At 35.7% G+C, this 17947-nt stretch carries 15 protein-coding genes and 1 tRNA gene; 9 read left to right on the top strand and 7 right to left on the bottom strand.

Annotated elements, in window-relative coordinates; genetic code table 11:
• The first annotated feature begins 67 nt into the window (after window positions 1-67).
• Complete coding sequence (gene carA, locus ACFILA_RS04450) at window positions 68-1264, top strand: glutamine-hydrolyzing carbamoyl-phosphate synthase small subunit (RefSeq protein ID WP_375660730.1); 1197 nt, start codon at window positions 68-70, stop codon at window positions 1262-1264.
• Window positions 1265-2137: 873 nt separating this feature from the next.
• Here carA and ACFILA_RS04445 read toward each other — a convergent pair.
• On the bottom strand, window positions 2138-3358 hold the full coding sequence (locus ACFILA_RS04445) for an MFS transporter (RefSeq protein ID WP_273790812.1): 1221 nt from the start codon (window positions 3356-3358) through the stop codon (window positions 2138-2140).
• A gap of 768 nt (window positions 3359-4126) precedes the next feature.
• Here ACFILA_RS04445 and ACFILA_RS04440 point away from each other — a divergent pair.
• A complete protein-coding gene (locus tag ACFILA_RS04440; RefSeq protein ID WP_375623436.1) occupies window positions 4127-4966 on the top strand; it encodes a DUF1460 domain-containing protein in 840 nt (279 codons plus the stop codon).
• A 1297-nt stretch (window positions 4967-6263) separates the two neighbouring features.
• Here ACFILA_RS04440 and ACFILA_RS04435 read toward each other — a convergent pair.
• Window positions 6264-7172, bottom strand: a complete 909-nt coding sequence (locus tag ACFILA_RS04435; RefSeq protein WP_375631194.1) for a cation diffusion facilitator family transporter — start codon at window positions 7170-7172, stop codon at window positions 6264-6266.
• Between the two features lie 768 nt (window positions 7173-7940).
• On the opposite strand from ACFILA_RS04435, the gene ACFILA_RS04430 reads away from it, so the two are divergent.
• Window positions 7941-8750: a TrmH family RNA methyltransferase gene (locus tag ACFILA_RS04430; protein ID WP_375655117.1), complete on the top strand. Its 810-nt coding sequence runs from the start codon at window positions 7941-7943 to the stop codon at window positions 8748-8750.
• A 280-nt stretch (window positions 8751-9030) separates the two neighbouring features.
• Here ACFILA_RS04430 and mnmA read toward each other — a convergent pair whose 3' ends face one another.
• On the bottom strand, window positions 9031-10254 hold the full coding sequence (gene mnmA / locus ACFILA_RS04425; RefSeq protein ID WP_273790816.1) for a tRNA 2-thiouridine(34) synthase MnmA: 1224 nt from the start codon (window positions 10252-10254) through the stop codon (window positions 9031-9033).
• A 379-nt stretch (window positions 10255-10633) separates the two neighbouring features.
• Here mnmA and ACFILA_RS04420 point away from each other — a divergent pair, with 379 nt between their 5' ends.
• Window positions 10634-10909 carry a DUF1153 domain-containing protein gene (locus ACFILA_RS04420; RefSeq protein ID WP_273790817.1) on the top strand — a complete coding sequence of 92 codons (276 nt, stop codon included), beginning with the start codon at window positions 10634-10636 and terminating at the stop codon, window positions 10907-10909.
• Between the two features lie 130 nt (window positions 10910-11039).
• Here the strand turns inward: ACFILA_RS04420 and ACFILA_RS04415 are convergent, their stop codons facing one another.
• Entirely contained in the window at window positions 11040-11426 is a 387-nt protein-coding gene (locus ACFILA_RS04415) for a flagellar export protein FliJ (RefSeq protein ID WP_375637668.1), read from the bottom strand.
• A gap of 565 nt (window positions 11427-11991) precedes the next feature.
• Between ACFILA_RS04415 and ctrA the strand changes: the two genes are divergently transcribed.
• The gene (gene ctrA / locus ACFILA_RS04410; protein ID WP_375660729.1) at window positions 11992-12693 is read left to right on the top strand and encodes a response regulator transcription factor CtrA; all 702 of its coding nucleotides are present in this window, start codon (window positions 11992-11994) and stop codon (window positions 12691-12693) included.
• A gap of 223 nt (window positions 12694-12916) precedes the next feature.
• On the opposite strand, the gene chpT is transcribed toward ctrA, so the two are convergent.
• On the bottom strand, window positions 12917-13555 hold the full coding sequence (chpT, locus tag ACFILA_RS04405; protein ID WP_375660728.1) for a histidine phosphotransferase ChpT: 639 nt from the start codon (window positions 13553-13555) through the stop codon (window positions 12917-12919).
• A 213-nt stretch (window positions 13556-13768) separates the two neighbouring features.
• Between chpT and ACFILA_RS04400 the strand changes: the two genes are divergently transcribed.
• The 3 genes from ACFILA_RS04400 to ACFILA_RS04390 are packed head-to-tail and all read left to right on the top strand — an operon-like array spanning window position 13769 to window position 15035.
• Complete coding sequence (locus ACFILA_RS04400; protein WP_273790821.1) at window positions 13769-14365, top strand: DUF1134 domain-containing protein; 597 nt, start codon at window positions 13769-13771, stop codon at window positions 14363-14365.
• Window positions 14366-14392: 27 nt separating this feature from the next.
• The gene (locus tag ACFILA_RS04395; protein WP_375660727.1) at window positions 14393-14779 is read left to right on the top strand and encodes a hypothetical protein; all 387 of its coding nucleotides are present in this window, start codon (window positions 14393-14395) and stop codon (window positions 14777-14779) included.
• Window positions 14769-15035, top strand: coding sequence for a hypothetical protein (locus tag ACFILA_RS04390; RefSeq protein ID WP_375660011.1), 267 nt, complete (start codon window positions 14769-14771; stop codon window positions 15033-15035). The genes ACFILA_RS04395 and ACFILA_RS04390 overlap by 11 nt, the downstream gene beginning before the upstream one ends.
• 325 nt (window positions 15036-15360) lie before the next feature.
• On the opposite strand, the gene ACFILA_RS04385 is transcribed toward ACFILA_RS04390, so the two are convergent.
• Together ACFILA_RS04385 and ACFILA_RS04380 are read right to left on the bottom strand one after the other, a co-directional pair.
• Entirely contained in the window at window positions 15361-16479 is a 1119-nt protein-coding gene (locus tag ACFILA_RS04385; RefSeq protein WP_375660761.1) for a DegT/DnrJ/EryC1/StrS family aminotransferase, read from the bottom strand.
• Between the two features lie 49 nt (window positions 16480-16528).
• The gene (locus ACFILA_RS04380; protein ID WP_375660760.1) at window positions 16529-17485 is read right to left on the bottom strand and encodes a Gfo/Idh/MocA family protein; all 957 of its coding nucleotides are present in this window, start codon (window positions 17483-17485) and stop codon (window positions 16529-16531) included.
• 163 nt (window positions 17486-17648) lie between these two features.
• On the opposite strand from ACFILA_RS04380, the gene ACFILA_RS04375 reads away from it, so the two are divergent.
• Window positions 17649-17725: transfer RNA gene (locus ACFILA_RS04375), tRNA-Met, on the top strand.
• Window positions 17726-17947: the final 222 nt, after the last annotated feature.

The raw sequence follows: 17947 nt of genomic DNA, 5'->3' as shown, positions 1-17947 counted from the left end.
TAAAGGTATGATTTTTGTGTAAAGTTGGTCATTATACCTTTCAGAGAATAAATTGTGGATACATACTATGATACAAGCAACTTCACCCAGCCACCCTTGGAGTATCAAAAAACCGACAGCCCTCTTAGTCTTAGCAGATGGAACCGTTATTGAAGGCAAAGGAGCAGGTGCTACAGGTATCGCTGAAGCTGAAGTGTGTTTTAACACCGCCATCACAGGCTATGAAGAAATCCTCACCGACCCATCATACACACAACAAATCGTTAATTTTACTTTTCCTCATATAGGAAATGTAGGGGCAAATAGCGAAGATATTGAAGATCTCTCTCCTCTCAATTGTCATGGTGCTGTTGGCGCTATTTTCAAAGCAGATATTACACATCCCTCAAATTATCGATCCAATGAAAATCTTCATCAATGGCTTAAAACGCGTAAAATTATTGCACTTTGTGGTATTGATACACGTGCACTCACAATTCTTATTCGTGAAAAAGGTGCACAAAATGCTGTCATTGCACATGATGCTAATGGAAACTTTGATATTCCTTCTTTAAAGAAACGTGCGCAAAAATGGCACGGTCTCGTCAATCTTGACCTTACGAAAGACGTGACATCTCAATCATCAATACAATGGAATGAAAAACCATGGAGTTGGAATAAAGGATACGGTACAAACAATGTGCACAATCTTCATATCATTGCAATTGACTACGGTATTAAGCGCAATATTCTTCGCCTTATGGCAACACAAAAAGCCCGCATTACTGTTGTGCCGGCCCACACAACTGCAAAAGAAATTCTGGCAATGAACCCTGATGGCGTTTTTCTTTCTAATGGACCAGGAGACCCCGCAGCTACAGCTCAATATGCCATTCCAACGATTAAAACATTAATTGATCATAATTTGCCAATTTTTGGAATATGTCTTGGTCATCAACTTCTCGCTCTTACGGTTGGTGCAAAAACCGTGAAAATGCACCAAGGACATCATGGTGCCAACCACCCAGTTAAAGACCTTAACACTGGAAAAGTTGAGATTGTATCGATGAATCACGGTTTTACCGTAGATTCTTCCTCTTTACCACAACATGTTCAAGAAACACATATTTCTCTCTTTGATGGTTCAAACTGTGGTATTCGAATCATTGGAAAACCTGTTTTTTCTGTTCAATATCACCCCGAAGCTTCTCCTGGACCACAAGATAGCCACTACCTCTTTCAGCATTTTTGTGATCTCATTATGAATTATAAAAAAATATCTTAAAATAAAAAGCCTCACCTTTTAACTTCTCTCCTTTAAATTATATCATCTTCCTACGCACAATTATATTATTTTTATACCTACAACTTATTGAAGTTGTATTATTATTTATCATTCTGAAACTAAAAAGAGCGCACTGAATAACTTAAATTTTTCTCCTTCCTCTTCTCTTAAGGTCGTATCCATCAAAATCATTGGCTTCTCCCCCCAAGCAAGGTAAGTGTATCGATAAAAACTATTTTTAAAAAGAGTAAAGTGTCTAAACTTCAAATAAGCATTTGATTCACAATACAATTTTAAGCATTCTATTTTGCATGAGAAGCATAACTCCTCCTAAAGAATAAAAAAAAATTAAAGTGTGAAACAATGCAACAAATCTCTACTTTTTAAAAGATATTGCCGTAGATGGTTTTGAAAACTGTAAAGCCAAATAAAAAAGTAATAGCAAAACAGAAAACATCTTTTCAATTTTACAACTTTATATTCTTCCAAAATGAGGTTTTCTTTCGATTCCAGAAGTTATGCCAACAAATATAAGCAATATTTACTTCCAATTTGCCATATAAAATTTGGAATTGTTCATACAATACTGATACATCTAACGCAGATACGTTTTAATCTTTTGTTTTCAATATGCTGCTGCATTAGCACTGGATATTAATTTGCAAGCAATAGAAAAAATACGGACTCCCCTATACAAACAATATCACAAAATAAAAAAAATTATTTGCACTAAATGAGAAGGATATATCGATATTTTATATAACACTTTGTTAAACAAATATCACAAAAAACTTTCTGCCTATAAAATGATACATTTTGTTTATCTTGTGCATTCTTCTAGCAAAATAGTACGTACCGGCCTCTCTCAACAAATTAACGTACCCGCAAGGCAAAAATAACTGTCGCAACGACAAGAAGAAAAAAGCCTCCAACAAAAGGAGCACCTGAAAAATAAAACAGTGCATTTTTATCTGTAAAACATTCAAAAAGAAACACATAAAAAACAGAACCAAATGTTAAACTTAATGAAATAACAGATGTCATCGCTCCTTGCAGTTCTCCTTGTACATTTGTCGGTACCTGCGCTGAAGCAATCGCACGTATAGGTGCATGAACAAGATATTCAAGCATTGTACACATACAAACCATATAAACCATCCACCCCTGCGTCGCGAATGTATAGCCCAGCATAGCAACGGAGGCAAACAAAAGCCCCACTATAACAATATGCCAATCACTCCATCGTTTAGAAAAATAAGGCAAAAAGAGAGCGACTACAATAAATTGGCCTATCCCAAAAACACTATAGGAGAGTCCAATAGAAAAAGAACTCCAATCATAGCGTTCTTTTGCAATGAACGCCCAAATGCTTAACCATACAGATTCCGCAAACCAATAAAGAAAAAAGACCAATAACACCCAAAGAACCATCGGATATTGTTTCAGGTGCCAAAAAGCACCTAAGGGATTTGCCCGCTTAATATCAAAAAAGCGCCTATTCCATAAAGAAAGGGTTTCTGGAAGCATAACCCAAGAAAAAATAAAATTAATGAGTGAAAAACCAACAGCAAAATAAAACGGAATACGCGGACCAAACTGACCTAAAAAACCACCAATAAACGATCCTAAAATAAACCCCAATGCGGATGCAATGCCTAACAAACCAAAATTGCGTGTACGGGTTTTATCATCAGATATATCCGCAAGATAAGCTGTACAAGTTGCAAAACTAGCGCCACTTATCCCTGACAAAAGACGCCCGATAAATAACATAGAATAGCTCCATGCTATAGCACATATGAGATTATCAAGAGCAAAGCAGATAATAGAGAGAAGCAAAATAGGACGACGACCATAACGATCAGAGAGATTGCCAATAACAGGAGCAAACAAAAACTGCATCACTGAATAAGCTGCAAGTAATTTTCCTCTTTCTACAAAAGATGTACTGACCTCTTTTCCAGTTAATTGAGAAAAATATTCAGGCAAAACAGGACAAATGATCGCAATACAAAGAATATCTAACAATAAAGTGATGAACACTAAAATGAGCCCACGCTGAACAAATTTCGGATTGAGCATTTGGTCTTGCATAACATACACACTATTTTACGCATACAATGACTCCCCCGCTATCTTTTAACTCCCTTTTCCTTTTAAAAGTATTCTATACCGTATACTTTTCACATACAAAATAATAACAAAGTAAAAATTTAAGTAAGAGTCAAGATAAAACTGTAAAATTACGTTTTAATTGGTGTATCTTTAGTTGCTATCTCATTGTCAAAGAATAAAAATTTTTTTTGCATTATACGAACAAAATATTTGTGCGACAAACTCATGAACAAAATTTCATGAAACACAGAGTATTTCCAATAGTTTTAGAGACATTACGATGAATTTTATCAGACATCATTTTCCCCTCTCATCCCACCGTTTTCAGGAATCTCAATTCCATTGGATACGTTAGATATCCTATAGTAATTGAAACCTTTTAAAAGATAAGCTCTTAAAAAATTTTCTTACCCTCAGAATATGCTATAAAGTTAAAGCAGCAACACCAGAATAGCTTAACAACGTAAAAAGCTCATCATATTTTAAAAAATATTTATTTGACAATAATTTTGATTAAAAAATAAGTATATTATAGAGAAAAATCCTTTAATTCTATAATCTTAGAAAAGATTCATATCGTTTGCAATTTGTGTAACCTTAAAAACCATGATTTTATCTTTATATTCATTGATACTCTTAATGATTGTATGCTAGCATTAAATCTAACGATGATCATGATAAGCATTTAAAAAATAGCACTTTTAGAAATAGTTCGTCATGAATTTTTAATTCAAAATGGTGTATAAAATGCGAAAAATATCCCTATTAATTCTCATATTAATGTTGGTAACAGGATGTGATGTTCAGGATTCTGATTCACAAGAGAGTACTGTAGAAAATAAAATAAAAACACAACAAACAACCAACGTAAACCTAGATCCCTATACTCTAAATAAATTAAATGCTCTTCTCAAAAAACGTTCAGAAACAAATTATCAGGAAAAAGGGGCACTAATTGACTTTCTTTCTGAAGCTTTTTTAGGGACACCTTACCAAGCAAATATGTTACATGGCTCAGAAAATACACCAGAAAAACTGATTATTGATTTTAGAGGCTTAGATTGCTTCACTTATCTGGATTATGTTGAAGCATTGCGCAAATCAACATCCCAAACAGAATTCATAAATAACGTCATAAAAACGCGTTATATTAACGGTAATGTTCATTTTTTAAATCGGAAACATTTTTTTACGGATTGGGCTTATAGAGAATATAAACTCGCCACTGATATTACCGCTGAAATAAGTCCCCATGCGGTAAAAATAGAAAAATATCTCAATAAAAAAGCTGATGGTGGAAGCTATCTACCTGGGTTGCCAGTTGTGAAACGCACAATAACGTATATTCCAAGTAACTTTATTAATGAGGAGGTTATAGGTCGTTTACAGTCTGGTGATTTCATTGGTATTTATACGAAACTTGCTGGATTAGATGTAACACATGTGGGCTTCTTTATCATGACAGATAAAGGGCCAATGTTAAGAAATGCTTCTTCACGAAAAGAAAACGAAAAAGTCGTTGATTCTCCTTTTATGAATTATGTTGAAAAAACACCAGGAATCATTGTTTTAAGAGCTCTTGAATAACATCATAGCGATATGAAATATCTTCTCTATTCTTAAAATATATACTGTCGTTATTCAGGTAAACATCTAACTTCGTTCAAGCTATACGGATACAATATATTTGTTTACAGTTTTAAGAGAAAAAAGTCGTTTTGATCTAACTTTGTTTATAAGTATGACAAAATCATTTTTGGAGAAATTACGGATTTGTAATCACTTTTACTGGTTGAACGATAAAGACAGAAAAAACTCTATTATAGTATCACGCTTTCCTTTCATATTCTCAACCAAGAGTTATCTTTAGATTACCGCTAATCTGATCTTTACGAATATAACGCAAAAGACACAAACGAACGTTTGTAAAAATAAGTAAAAGTAAAGCCAGATATGTTTGGTGGTTGTTTCATAAAGTATTCTATAAAAATTCGATCTACCTCTCTAATTTATTGCATATAAATTTTTGACTTTATAGCTTTTTTTTCCTTATAAAGTCTTTGCTTTTTGTTATTATCTATAAATTAAAATAGCCCTGATATAGCAGCATATTATGATTAGGATGCACCAGTACTGTACGAGTCCTTGTAAAATTTTGATGCCAGATTGGAATGAAAATATGAAGGCATCAATTAAAAACCAGTTTCTATCTTTAGCATCATTCTTTAGTTCAGCTTTACAATTTTCTACAGTAACGACAATAATATCCTTTAAAGAGTAGAGTTATGAGCATGATTTTTGTTTTTTCATCTTTTAATGAGTCCCCCATCCTTCATGCAATAAAGAACACTCTAAACAGAACACATTGTATCGATAAAACAACACATTTATTAGCAACAATAATGACGATTAATCTATGATCACAAACTTTAAAACCCTATTCATAACTTTTATACAAAATTTATAATTAAATCTCATTAAACTTATTACGAAGGCTTCACTCCTCCTCGCCCTAAGAAACGAAACATCTACTCCCGACAGTCTGTAAACGATCCGTTTTCTTAAATGGATTTAAGCTGCTAACCATTTCATGAGATTCACTTACAAAAGAATACACCGGCAAGTCCTATTTTGAATATTTACTCCATACTCTAAAAACACTTAATAGATCAAATTTTATATGCCTTATCTCACCACACCTTAAATGACAGTGTTTTAACGAAATAGAATAAATCTTGCCTTAAATACTCTGTTTAACCTTGTATACTTGATTGATGCAAAAATTAAATCAACAAAAGAGCATCATTGTATTTTCGAGAGGTATGAATCACCCCATCATAAAAAACAGTCCTCATAACATAACAGGTAATTTGAAAAAAACTTTTTATATAAAAGGGATTACCGTTGTACCAGGAGGCAATTTTGCCTCATCTTCAGGCTCGACATGAATAGAAATACGCACATTATCAAATTCTTTTTGAAGAACAGCTTCGATTTTATCACAAATTTTATGTGCTTCTCCTACCTGCATTACAGCAGGCACAACCAAATGAAACTCTATAAAAGTAACCCTTCCAGCAACACGCGTCCGTAAATCATGGACCTCAAGCGCACCCGATGCATTTGCAGAAATCAGTTCCCGAATCCGCATGCTTTCATTCAATTCAACGCCAACATCCATTAATCCCTGAACAGCATTTCTAATCACCTTCCAGCCCTGTAAGAGAATATTAACGGCAACGATTATCGCTAAAATTGGATCTAAAGCTCCCCATCCTCCGACAAAACCGGCAATCAAACCAATTAAAATTGCAAGCGAAGTAAAAACATCTGTTATAAAATGCACTCCATCAGCTTTAAGAGCCGGTGAGCGATGGAGTTTTCCCTGCCAAATAAGAACCATTCCCCACATACAATTTATGACAGTTGCAATAAGATGAATAACAAGCCATATTCCAGGTTTCTGCAACAATTTAACGGTAGAAAGAGCTATCCATGCTTCTCTTAAAATAACAATTGCGGCAATAATAATGAGTACCCCTTCAAGAATTGCGGAAAAATATTCCGCTTTATGATGCCCAAAGGGATGATCATGATCTGCTGGCTTCATACTCACTTTAACAGCCCACCATGCTGCCAATGACGCAAGGATATTAACGATTGATTCCAATGCATCAGAATAAAGTGCAACCGAACCTGTGATGTGATATGTCCAATATTTCAAAGCAAAAACAATACACGCAATAAAAATAGAGTATAAAGTCAAGCTTTGTATATTGATTTTTACATCCATGAACCTCATCCTTTTCTTCACGAAATAGGGAATTAATATTTTCAACCATATCATTATACTTTTGGCATAACGACGATCTTTCCTCAATATTACAGAAGCTTCATCATACAATAAACGCCTCAGCTCACCATTATTATCGTAAAAACTGCTCAGTTACACGAACAGCACCAATAAATAAAGAAGAGAAAAAATAATAGAAAAAAGAGCTTTCCCAAGAGCAATCAAACACATAACCTTCATTATTAATCGTTTTCTGAATAACTTAAAGCCATCTCACTTCTCATAAACGAAAAACTTGTTTTTGCTCAAATCTATCATGATCATGCATTATTTTTCAGTCTTATGATGTGCATTATACCCCATCTATAAGCCATCGTTGCACCTTAGAAAAAATATCTTAGCACTCTACGGTAACTTTACAGGTCAACTGGATTTTAAAATATGATTTACTAAAAAATTTAGATATAAAAAGAAGAACAATGATTACCCTCAAAAAAAAAGAATCTGGGCATTGGGGACCCAGATTCTTTTCCCTTAGAAATTAAGGGCATACAGAACTTGGGAAATAGCGGGGACCCAAGACACTGCACCCGATACGAGAAAAAATATATGATTCCGTATCAGTATTTTTACATTATACCTATGGTTGCATATTGTCAATACAAATTCTACCATAAGTTTTAAAATAATGTTTTTTTATCTCTTTTTTTTAAATAAAACAAATTCTAACATCTGGAAATCATAAGAAAAAAGCACTAAAAATCTCGCATGCATTTGAATATCACAACAATCAATGAAACAGATGATCCACGCCTAAAAGCCTATCATAATATCCGTGAAAAAGATCTTGTTGGACGGCAACATCAATTTATTGCTGAAGGCAAAGTAACATTGTCCGCATTACTACATTCGAAAGAGTTTTCTGCCATCTCACTGCTCATCGTAGCAAACCGTCTCTCTGGACTTCTACCGCTTTTAGAAAAAACACAGCCTCTATGTCCCATTTATTGCGTTCCACAAAAAGTTATGGATAATATCACCGGCTTCCATGTTCATCGTGGTGTTCTGGGTATTGGTAAACGCAAAATACTGCCATCCTTACAAAGTTTTTTACAACATCTTCCAGAAAAAGCTTTGATTCTTGTTTTATGTGGTATCTCGAATCACGATAATATGGGATCAATTTTTCGTAATGCAGCAGCCTTTGCCAGTAATGGCATTATTGTCGACAAAACCTCATGCGATCCACTTTATCGCAAATCAATAAGAGTGTCTGCCGGCGCTGCTTTAAAAGTACCCTATACGCAAAACGCTGATATAGATGACATTATAGCTGCTCTAAACGATGAAAACTTTCATCTTTATGCACTCTCCCCTTCTGCCTCACACACTCTCAAGCAAGCCAACAAAACCAAAAGAATGGCACTTATTTTTGGAACAGAAGGCGATGGCTTACCACCCCATATACTACAACAATCAAACACCTTACGTATTCCCATGACTGACGGTTTTGACAGCCTTAATGTTGCCACAGCCTCAGGTATTGCACTTGCTCATTTTACCAACTTTGACCACTAAAGATGATAACACTTCAAGTTATAAAACATACCCAATGTTGTATGTTATCTATCAGTCTCCAATAATATTGCCGTCCCCTAGCCTTTGAAAGCATTGATAAAAAACATTTTTACATTTTCTTTATCATCACTTTCCACACCCTAACCCCGCTTATGACGTGCAGAAGATATAATTTTGATGGATTCAATCATAAAACAAACTTTCAATGAGAAAATCTTCCGGAAGTCTCTCATTCAAGTTTAAGATTAAAAAATATCATTATAAATCAATTTACTATGCTTTATAAAGCTGTTGTTTTTAGTTCTGAGGAAACAGGATCTTTTGTTTCGAGATTGCATAAAACGCGCTTCAACATCATTTCAGTATCAGCTGCACGTTCTGAATGTGTTACAAATCCTCCCCCAAGAATACGCGCCTCATGACCATTTCCATCATAAAGAACGCAAGCTTGCCCTGGTGCCACACCATTTTCACATTCCAATAAATCAACGGAAAAAATACCTTCTTTATAATGTAAGCGCGCAAGGTGAGGAGGACGCGTTGAACGCACCTTTACAGCCACCTCAATACCTTGAGAAGGGAAATTATCTAACGACTCATCACCAAGCCAATTCACATCACGTAAAAAAAGCTTATGCGTTTCTAACATTTCACGCGGTCCAACAATAACACGTGCATTTTCCACATCGAGATAAACCACATAAAGCGCTTCACCCGTTGACACCCCAATACCACGACGTTGACCAACCGTATAATTAACAATTCCCGAATGTTTACCTAAAATCTTTCCATCAATATGGACAATAACGCCAGGATTAGCTGCTTCTGGACGCAGTTTTGCGATAACATCTGAATATTTTCCTTGTGGAACAAAACAAATATCCTGACTATCATGCTTATTGGCAACCACAAAGCCCATTTCTGCTGCCATTTCACGAACGCGGGCTTTTGGAAGGTCACCAAGTGGAAAACGCAAATAATCAATCTGTTCTTGTGTCGTTGCAAAGAGAAAATAACTCTGATCACGATCATTATCGAGAGGACGAAAGAGTGCTCGATGCACTCCGTTGGAACGCGAACGAATATAATGTCCCGTAGCCAAAGCATCTGCCCCCAATTCGCGTGCCGTTGCTAATAAATCAGCAAACTTAACCGTTTGATTACATGCAATACATGGTACTGGGGTCTCTCCATGAGCATAACTTTCTGCAAAAGGATCAATAACAGCTTCGCGAAAGCGCTTTTCATAATCAAGAACATAATGAGGAATTCCTAGTGTTTCTGCAACGCGGCGTGCATCCTCAATATCTTGTCCTGCACAACACGCCCCCACCCGATGCGTTGCTTCCCCATGATCATAAAGCTGCAACGTAATGCCAATAACATTATATCCTTCCTTTTTCAAAAGACCTGCAACAACCGATGAATCAACCCCCCCCGACATTGCAACAACAATGCGAGAATCTTCAGGTTGTCCTGGTAAATCAAGACTGTTTAAAAACATGTATTCATTCTCTATTTACTGCTCTGTTTAATGGCTACCCATATGTTGACATTCTGATGCACGCTCTTCAGCACTTTTACACGATTGATTGTCTTTATATTATTTTTTTATCCTTTCCACAACCATAGGCATTATTTTCTTAAGAGCTGCTGCAAACAAAAAAAGAATGATGGAAATAAGGCATAATGGCAATCGTTTAGGAGAAATCCTTTTTTGCTCTTTTGAAAAATCCGGTAAAATATTGCAAGAATCTCTTCTACACACTTCAACTTGAGCTTCTTTTTACATAATTAATTTTTTCTTTCAGCGCTTTTAGCTCTTTTTTAAATTTCATGCTCTATAAACGAATCAAGTCCTTGACTAAAGGTAGAGGATACGAATGAGCAACTTGATAAAAACACAAATGAAATATGTTATTGGGCCAGATGGAAGTCCGCTTACAATTGCCGACCTACCGCCGCAAACAACACGGCGCTGGGTGATTCGTCGCAAAGCTGAAGTTGTTGCGGCTGTCAGAGGTGGATTGTTAAGTCTTGACGAAGCGTGCCACCGTTATACTTTGACTGTAGAAGAATTTCTTTCATGGCAAAGTTTAATCGATGAACACGGTTTAGCGGGATTACGAACGACCAAGATTCAACACTACAGGCATTAAGTTGCCATTGATTACGATTTGATAACATAAAGCAATCTATAAAACAGCCAAACTTGATAAAAGTTTGGCTGTTTTATACTATATCCAAAAGATAAACCTGAAAGAATGGATTCTTCAATAATTGCTTTTATTAGCCAACCATTGAATTAGATTCAATCAAAATATCCTTATCATCCGCAACAATCTTCTTTTCTCGTGCTTCCAAAAGCTGTGCACGTTGCAGCTCTGTATTAGCTTCATGGAGAGCAATTTCAGCGTTTGTTTTTTGAAGTTCTAAATCACGAATTGAATTGATCAGATTATCACGTCTTTGCCGCGCTGCACGCGCAAAAGCAGAATAAGCAAAATGGTGAACATCATTGTTTCCAGATTTACGTTCTTCATGAGTAATCTGTGCTTCCAACTCTAACACCATTCGTTCAAATTCTGCGATCATCATCTCAAGCTGTGCAATTTCACGGCGCTTTCCACGCACTTGAAACATCCTCAATCGCACCATATTTTCTCGTGGCTTCATACTCACTACTCCTTGATTGCGCCAACTCAAAACTCGCATTCACACCCAATAAAATATCTTTTAGTTATATGTCTATCCGACAAAAACAGTCTATTAACTTGAAATTATAATAATTTTTGCCTTGCATTAAAGCATCTGAAAATACAATCTGCTTTAAAGAGCAATAACTATTTCTTTAACTTTTCCTTCCATTATAAATGAAGAGGTTTAAAGCTCAGTAAATAAACACTGAAATTGTAAAAAAGTAATTTATAACGCTCTTTTACAATTTTTTTTAAGTTAAAGTTTATAGAAAAAGCCCTTCTTTGTTTATTATGTTAAAAAATATGGGATTTTTCTAAAATAATTTTGTAGCCTCTTTCAAAAATAAAAATATTTTGTTAACCACTATCATGGATAGTGGGGAATTTAGTAGTGATTGTTACGCGTACTACTGAAATGTTCATAAACACTTTGTCATAAGTGTTTGATTTAATGAATTGTTTTTATAACAGTGGTTTTGCTAACTGATATAAAATAGAAATGCTCCTTATGATTCGTGAAGGAGCAAAGTGAGGGATCTAAAATGCGCGTATTATTAATTGAAGATGATAGAGCAGTTACTCAAAGCATTGAGTTGATGTTAAAGTCGGCTAACTTTAATGTTTATATCACTGATCTGGGTGAAGAAGGTATCGATTTAGGAAAACTCTATGATTATGATATCATTTTGCTTGATCTGAATTTGCCTGACATGTCAGGGTATGATGTCTTGCGGACTCTAAGATTGGCAAAAATAAAAACTCCTGTCTTAATCCTTTCTGGTATGAATGCCATTGAAGACAAGGTTCGTGGTTTTGGCTTTGGAGCAGACGACTATATGACGAAGCCTTTTCATAAAGATGAGCTCATTGCACGTATCCATGCAGTTGTTCGTCGTTCTAAAGGACATGCACAATCGGTTATTGTTACCGGAGATCTCACCGTTAACCTTGACACAAAAACTGTCGAAGTTGCAGGGCGCCCTGTTCATTTAACCGGTAAAGAGTACCAAATGTTAGAGCTTCTCTCTTTACGCAAAGGTACCACCCTTACCAAGGAAATGTTTCTCAATCATCTCTATGGTGGAATGGATGAACCAGAACTAAAGATTATCGATGTTTTTATCTGTAAATTGCGGAAAAAATTGGAAGCAGTCTCTTCTAATGTAAATTACATTGATACAGTTTGGGGACGTGGTTATGTATTACGTGATCCAGTTGAAGAGAACGTACGAAAAACCGCTTAAGCAGTGAACATGCACATTGTAAAATCTCGGAGTGTAGCGGGCCGAGATTTTTTCCCGAGATCTTTTCTCTGTTAAAAATAGAAAACTCGCACACCAAAAATCTCATATAGAAAGCGCTTAAAGCTTAAGAAGTAACCACACCAAATTTACACATATAACCTTATCGCTCATAAATTCAATCGAAGCCACTTTTCCCAACACAGCTTAAGCGCTTCTCTCTTATTCAAAGCTTTTTTATACTTTCTAAAACAATACAACCATCACTTTCATCAATATTTATTTTCATCTCTGTCATCTGAGCAAGTAACATTGTGTAATAAAATTGGATGACATGTGCATCAACAAGCTTTTCTTGAACTTCTCCACGGAATAACGCAAGAAAATGAGGGGGTATACGGAGAGTTCTACCGAAAACCTCAAATCGAAAAGAACGTTTATTTTCTTCTTGCAAAATCATAACAACAATTTCACCACCACGAGAAACTGTTGCATTTGCAATCAATAATAAATTAAGCAAAAGTTTAACTTCATCTTTTTCTAACAATAAAGAAGAAGCTTGCCATTTTAAAGTTGCTTTTTCTTCTTTCATATATTGTTGAGCAACCTGCTCTGCAACCCGTGTATCTATTTGTCCTCCACTTGCACCAGCAAAACCAAAAGCCAATCGCGCAAATTGTAGACGTGCAGCAGCACTTGCAACGGATAAACGCACCAATTGTAAAGCATCTTCTTCAGCTCCTCCTTCATCATAAAGCTCCATTGCATTTTGAATAGCCCCCACAGGTGAAATCAAATCATGGCAAATACGACTACAAAGCAAAGCAGCAAGATCCATAGGCTTCAAAGAAATATCTAACGTCATAATGATTGAAAACTCCTAGATTCAAAAAAACAAACTTTATTTTAAAGAAAAACTCTTAACATCTGATGCATAATAGGAAATATTAACAATCATGCTAAAAAATCAGAAATAAATTCAAGAATTTAAATAACCTTATATCTTATTTTTTATTTGAATAGCATGAAAATTCTAATATTATCTTTTTGTTTATCACTAATAAAAGGAGAAAACTCCATGGCTCTCTCTCTGCTCAAATACTGGTACAAAAATATTATATCTTTAATCTTCCTTTTATTCATCACCATAAACACCACACATGCTCAACTAAAACCAATAGAGCAAAACGAGCCTCATTATTCACTCCAAGAAATTATTGATTCTGGTCATATTTTTTTTGGAAAAACAGCCAGTGGTTTGGCTGTTGCAATTCAAAATATTTTTTCAAAATACGGTTATCCCAATGCCTATATTTTAGGAGAAGAAGCTTCTGGTGCCTTTTTTGCTGGATTAACCTATGGCGAAGGAAGGGTTTTTACCAAAAGCTATGGTCAACATAAAGTTTTTTGGCAAGGTCCCTCAGTAGGATGGGATTTTGGCGGCCAAGGCTCCCGTTTAATGATCTTAGTTTACAATCTTAATGGCATAAATAATTTATGGAGACGCTATGGTGGTATTTCAGGTTCGGCCTATTTAATTGCAGGTGTTGGTTTTCATGTCCTAAAATACCATAATACCTTGTTAATCCCAATACGTACAGGAGTCGGCGCACGCCTTGGTATCAATGTAGGATATTTAAAATTAACACCTAAACCGACATGGAATCCGTTTTAAACGTATTCTTATTTGAAAAGGGGTATTATGCTTATTCAATCATTTCTTTTTTTTATACTCGGAGTTGCTTTCACTTCTTGGTTACTGGTGCTTTTATCTCCTTTTATTTGGCGGAAAGCCGTTCATTTTGCATATAAAGATGTTTGTGCGAAAATGCCATTATCACTCGCGGAAATAGAAGCAAATCACGATTTTCTTCGTGCACAACATGCTGTAGAATTAGCAAACAACCAACAAAAGTATGAATTTTTGCAAAAAAAATATACCCAACAAAAAATACAACTGAGCCAAGTAACAGAACAATTTTATCGGCTATGCCTCCCCACAAAAGATACTCTCACCAAAGAAGCGATAGCAATCAAACAAAATATCGCCACACTACACACTTTCAAAGGAAAGAAAAATGATGCGTGAAAAAATCGCACTCTATCAGCAACGCTTACAAAAAATCCAAACTCATGAGCTTGACCCGACTGCTAACCACCAATTGCTGGAAGAACTCCGTGAAGAAACAAAAGAACTTGCAGCAACATTGGCAGCTCAAATAGCGCTACAAGAGGGGAATACATCACCCATCAACACATTGATTCAAAAATCAAAAAACAAAAATGACCTAGCCTCACGTATTCGCAAAAAAATAACTTTTCTCTCCAAAAGCCCTGTTAAATAAGTTATCTTTTAAAACACCTTAAATGAAGAGTAAAATCAACAAAGGTTCATTGTAACTTTCATAACCCAAATCCTTTTTATTAAACGTGACTTTTCTGCTAAGCTAAAGGACAAAGTTTTTTAGCCCATACCGTTCTGTTAAAAAATATCTTCTTGTCTAGCAGATTCACTTGCTAATCATATCTCCGCTCTAAAGAACAACAGTTCATAGGTTCTAGAAAGCAAATAATACCAAAGACATTGGTCACACACTCTAACAAAAAATACCTTCTAAGATGCATCACCAATAGAGATTTGACCATAATTTTAAGGATAAAAACACGCTCTCAAGAGTGATAAAAATCTCTTATTTTTTGGATAATCATATCCTGATCCGTTTGTGTCAAGTAAGGATGCATTGGTAAACTTAAAACGCACTCTCCTAAAGATTCTGAAACAGAAAGGGAATCTTTTACATAAGGGAAGTGTTTATAAGCTGGCTGTTGATGTAAAGGAGTTTTATAATAAATCATTGTAGGAATAGAATTTTTTTGTAAAAAATCTTTTAATTTATCCCGTTCTTTTACCTTAATCGTATATTGTGCATAAGCAGAACGAATATTTTCTCCTATTTCTGGAACTGTAACAATATCTCTTAAGCCATTGGAATAGCGTTGAGCAATTTCTACACGCTTTTCCATTTCATCTTCAAAGATCACAAACTTTTCTAGTAAAATTGCAGCCTGAATGCTATCTAGGCGCGAATTCATACCAATACGTACATTGTCATATTGCGTTTCACCTTTACCATGAAACAAAATAGAGCGTAAAAGTTTTGCAAAATGATCATCATTGGTCATCATAGCGCCTCCATCACCATAACATCCTAATGGTTTTGCAGGATAAAAACTTGTAGCAGCCACATCACCAAAAGCACCACACATAGTATTACCGCTTCTCCCCCCCATAGATTGAGCAGCATCTTCAATTACAAAAAGATTTTCCTTGGCAGCCACTTGAGCAATTTGCACATAGTCAGCAGAAAGCCCAAATAAATCAACAGCAATAATAGCCTTTGGCTTTAGACGTCCTTCTTTTTTTATCATTTCGATAGCGTGAGAAAGTTTTTCAACATCAATATTGAATGTATCAGGTAAAACATCGACAAAAACAGGTTCAGCCCCCACCAAAGCAACCACTTCAGCCGTTGCTGAAAATGTAAAACTAGGACAAAAAACAGCATCCCCTAGACCAATATTTTTAGCCATAAGAGGCATCTTCAAAGCATCTGTTCCATTAGCACATGCAATCACATGTTTAACGCCAAGATATTCTGCCAATTTCTCTTCAAATTCTGTTACTTTTGGCCCCAAAATATACTTACCACTAGCGACTACATGCGCAATTGCAGAATTAATTTTATCTTCAATACGCGCACGCTGCGCCCCAAGGTCGATGAATTGCATATTAACTCCATTGATCATCACAAGAATGCAAAAGCGCTACCTATCTCTTTTATCTATCATAATTGACATCAGCAGCTGTTAAAATCCGTAAAATAGCAATAGCATCATCACCATTTGTACGAGGTGATTGACGCGTTTCAATACAATGAAGGAAATGCCGTAATTCGCAAGTAAGCGGCAAGTCTTCACAAACATCAATATAATTCAGCTCATCCATGCTAAAAGCCCACTCTTGATTTTCTTTCCAAACGGCAAAATGGTGCATTGCCAATTTACGACTCCACGGTTCCATATCATCAAAAACGAGTATAGCCTTTGTTCCAACAACAGTTAAACGCCTCTCACGATAAGAACTTAAGCGTGAAGTAAAAAGATGACTACGCACACCATTTGGAAAAATCATATGAATATGAGAAAAATCAGAAATCTGATCAACGACAGCAGCCCCCTCACCGCGAATTTCGGAAGGTTCGCATCCTGTCAACGCCAAAATCATTGAGAGATCATGAGGGGCAAGATCCCATAAAGCATCACTGTGTGTGTGAAATTTTCCAAAGCCTAATCTATGAGAATAAATATATCGCACATCTCCCACATCTCCGTTTTTCACCAATTCACACATTTTTTCAAAAGCCGGATGAAAACGTAAAATATGGCCCACCATAAAAACTCGCTCATAGGCCTCAGCCTCCTGAACTTGGCGTTTAGCATCAGAAACATTCAAGGCTATTGGTTTTTCCACCAAAACATCTTTACCATTTTTAACAGCACGGAGCACATTTTGCGTATGCAATTGTGGCGGCAACGCTAATACCAACGCATCAATATCTCGATGAGTAAAAAGATCATCTGGTGTAACAACCTCTACACCATACAGTGTTGCAAAACTAGCAGCACGATCATTATCAATATCAGAAACTGCTGCTAAAGCTCCGAGAGAGTGGAGTGTCCGTATATGATTTTCACCCCAATGACCGCATCCTAAAACCGCTACACGTGGCACCATTTTCATGCCTTACCTTACTTTATCATATAAAATTACACTTTTACATATCGAGGATAATATAGAATGACAAGAGAAAAGCTTAAAAACGATGCTTGACATCTTACTATTCTACCCCTTATATCCGCAAAAGATATAATTATTGACAATTATGATTGCTTATTTTGGCGGAGTAGCTCAGTAGGTTAGAGCAGAGGAATCATAATCCTTGTGTCGGGGGTTCAAATCCCTCCTCCGCTACCATTACTTTTTTATTGTGTGTGTAGTTTGTCAGCTGTAGCTTGCCAGCGGGTTTTGTATATTTTGCCACTAGGTTTTGTACCAATTTATTTTTTCTCAAAGAGTTTTAAAGATGTTCTCAAAGGGTCTTCAAATGCCTTTCAAAGGATATTTAAAGCTCTCTTTAACGCATTTTTCTGCTCCTATTTTTCCAAATCACTAAAGCATGTAAAGTCGGGTTGAAAG

This window comes from Bartonella sp. CL71SXKL, assembly GCF_042194935.1.
In the GTDB taxonomy this organism is placed as follows: domain Bacteria; phylum Pseudomonadota; class Alphaproteobacteria; order Rhizobiales; family Rhizobiaceae; genus Bartonella.
The sequence above is the reverse complement of the archived record's forward strand: the minus strand, read 5'-3'. Positions and strand labels throughout refer to the sequence as shown.

Excerpts from the sequence above, each read along its gene's own strand:
- ACFILA_RS04420 (WP_273790817.1), top strand. The coding sequence starts at position 10,634 with ATGAGCAACTTGATAAAAACACAAATGAAATATGTTATTGGGCCAGAT.
- ACFILA_RS04430 (WP_375655117.1), top strand. The coding sequence starts at position 7,941 with ATGCATTTGAATATCACAACAATCAATGAAACAGATGATCCACGCCTA.
- ctrA (WP_375660729.1), top strand. The coding sequence starts at position 11,992 with ATGCGCGTATTATTAATTGAAGATGATAGAGCAGTTACTCAAAGCATT.
- ACFILA_RS04445 (WP_273790812.1), bottom strand. The coding sequence starts at position 3,358 with ATGCAAGACCAAATGCTCAATCCGAAATTTGTTCAGCGTGGGCTCATT.
- ACFILA_RS04440 (WP_375623436.1), top strand. The coding sequence starts at position 4,127 with ATGCGAAAAATATCCCTATTAATTCTCATATTAATGTTGGTAACAGGA.
- carA (WP_375660730.1), top strand. The coding sequence starts at position 68 with ATGATACAAGCAACTTCACCCAGCCACCCTTGGAGTATCAAAAAACCG.
- ACFILA_RS04380 (WP_375660760.1), bottom strand. The coding sequence starts at position 17,485 with ATGGTGCCACGTGTAGCGGTTTTAGGATGCGGTCATTGGGGTGAAAAT.
- ACFILA_RS04390 (WP_375660011.1), top strand. The coding sequence starts at position 14,769 with ATGATGCGTGAAAAAATCGCACTCTATCAGCAACGCTTACAAAAAATC.
- ACFILA_RS04415 (WP_375637668.1), bottom strand. The coding sequence starts at position 11,426 with ATGAAGCCACGAGAAAATATGGTGCGATTGAGGATGTTTCAAGTGCGT.
- mnmA (WP_273790816.1), bottom strand. The coding sequence starts at position 10,254 with ATGTTTTTAAACAGTCTTGATTTACCAGGACAACCTGAAGATTCTCGC.
- ACFILA_RS04400 (WP_273790821.1), top strand. The coding sequence starts at position 13,769 with ATGGCTCTCTCTCTGCTCAAATACTGGTACAAAAATATTATATCTTTA.
- ACFILA_RS04395 (WP_375660727.1), top strand. The coding sequence starts at position 14,393 with ATGCTTATTCAATCATTTCTTTTTTTTATACTCGGAGTTGCTTTCACT.
- ACFILA_RS04435 (WP_375631194.1), bottom strand. The coding sequence starts at position 7,172 with ATGGATGTAAAAATCAATATACAAAGCTTGACTTTATACTCTATTTTT.
- ACFILA_RS04385 (WP_375660761.1), bottom strand. The coding sequence starts at position 16,479 with ATGCAATTCATCGACCTTGGGGCGCAGCGTGCGCGTATTGAAGATAAA.
- chpT (WP_375660728.1), bottom strand. The coding sequence starts at position 13,555 with ATGACGTTAGATATTTCTTTGAAGCCTATGGATCTTGCTGCTTTGCTT.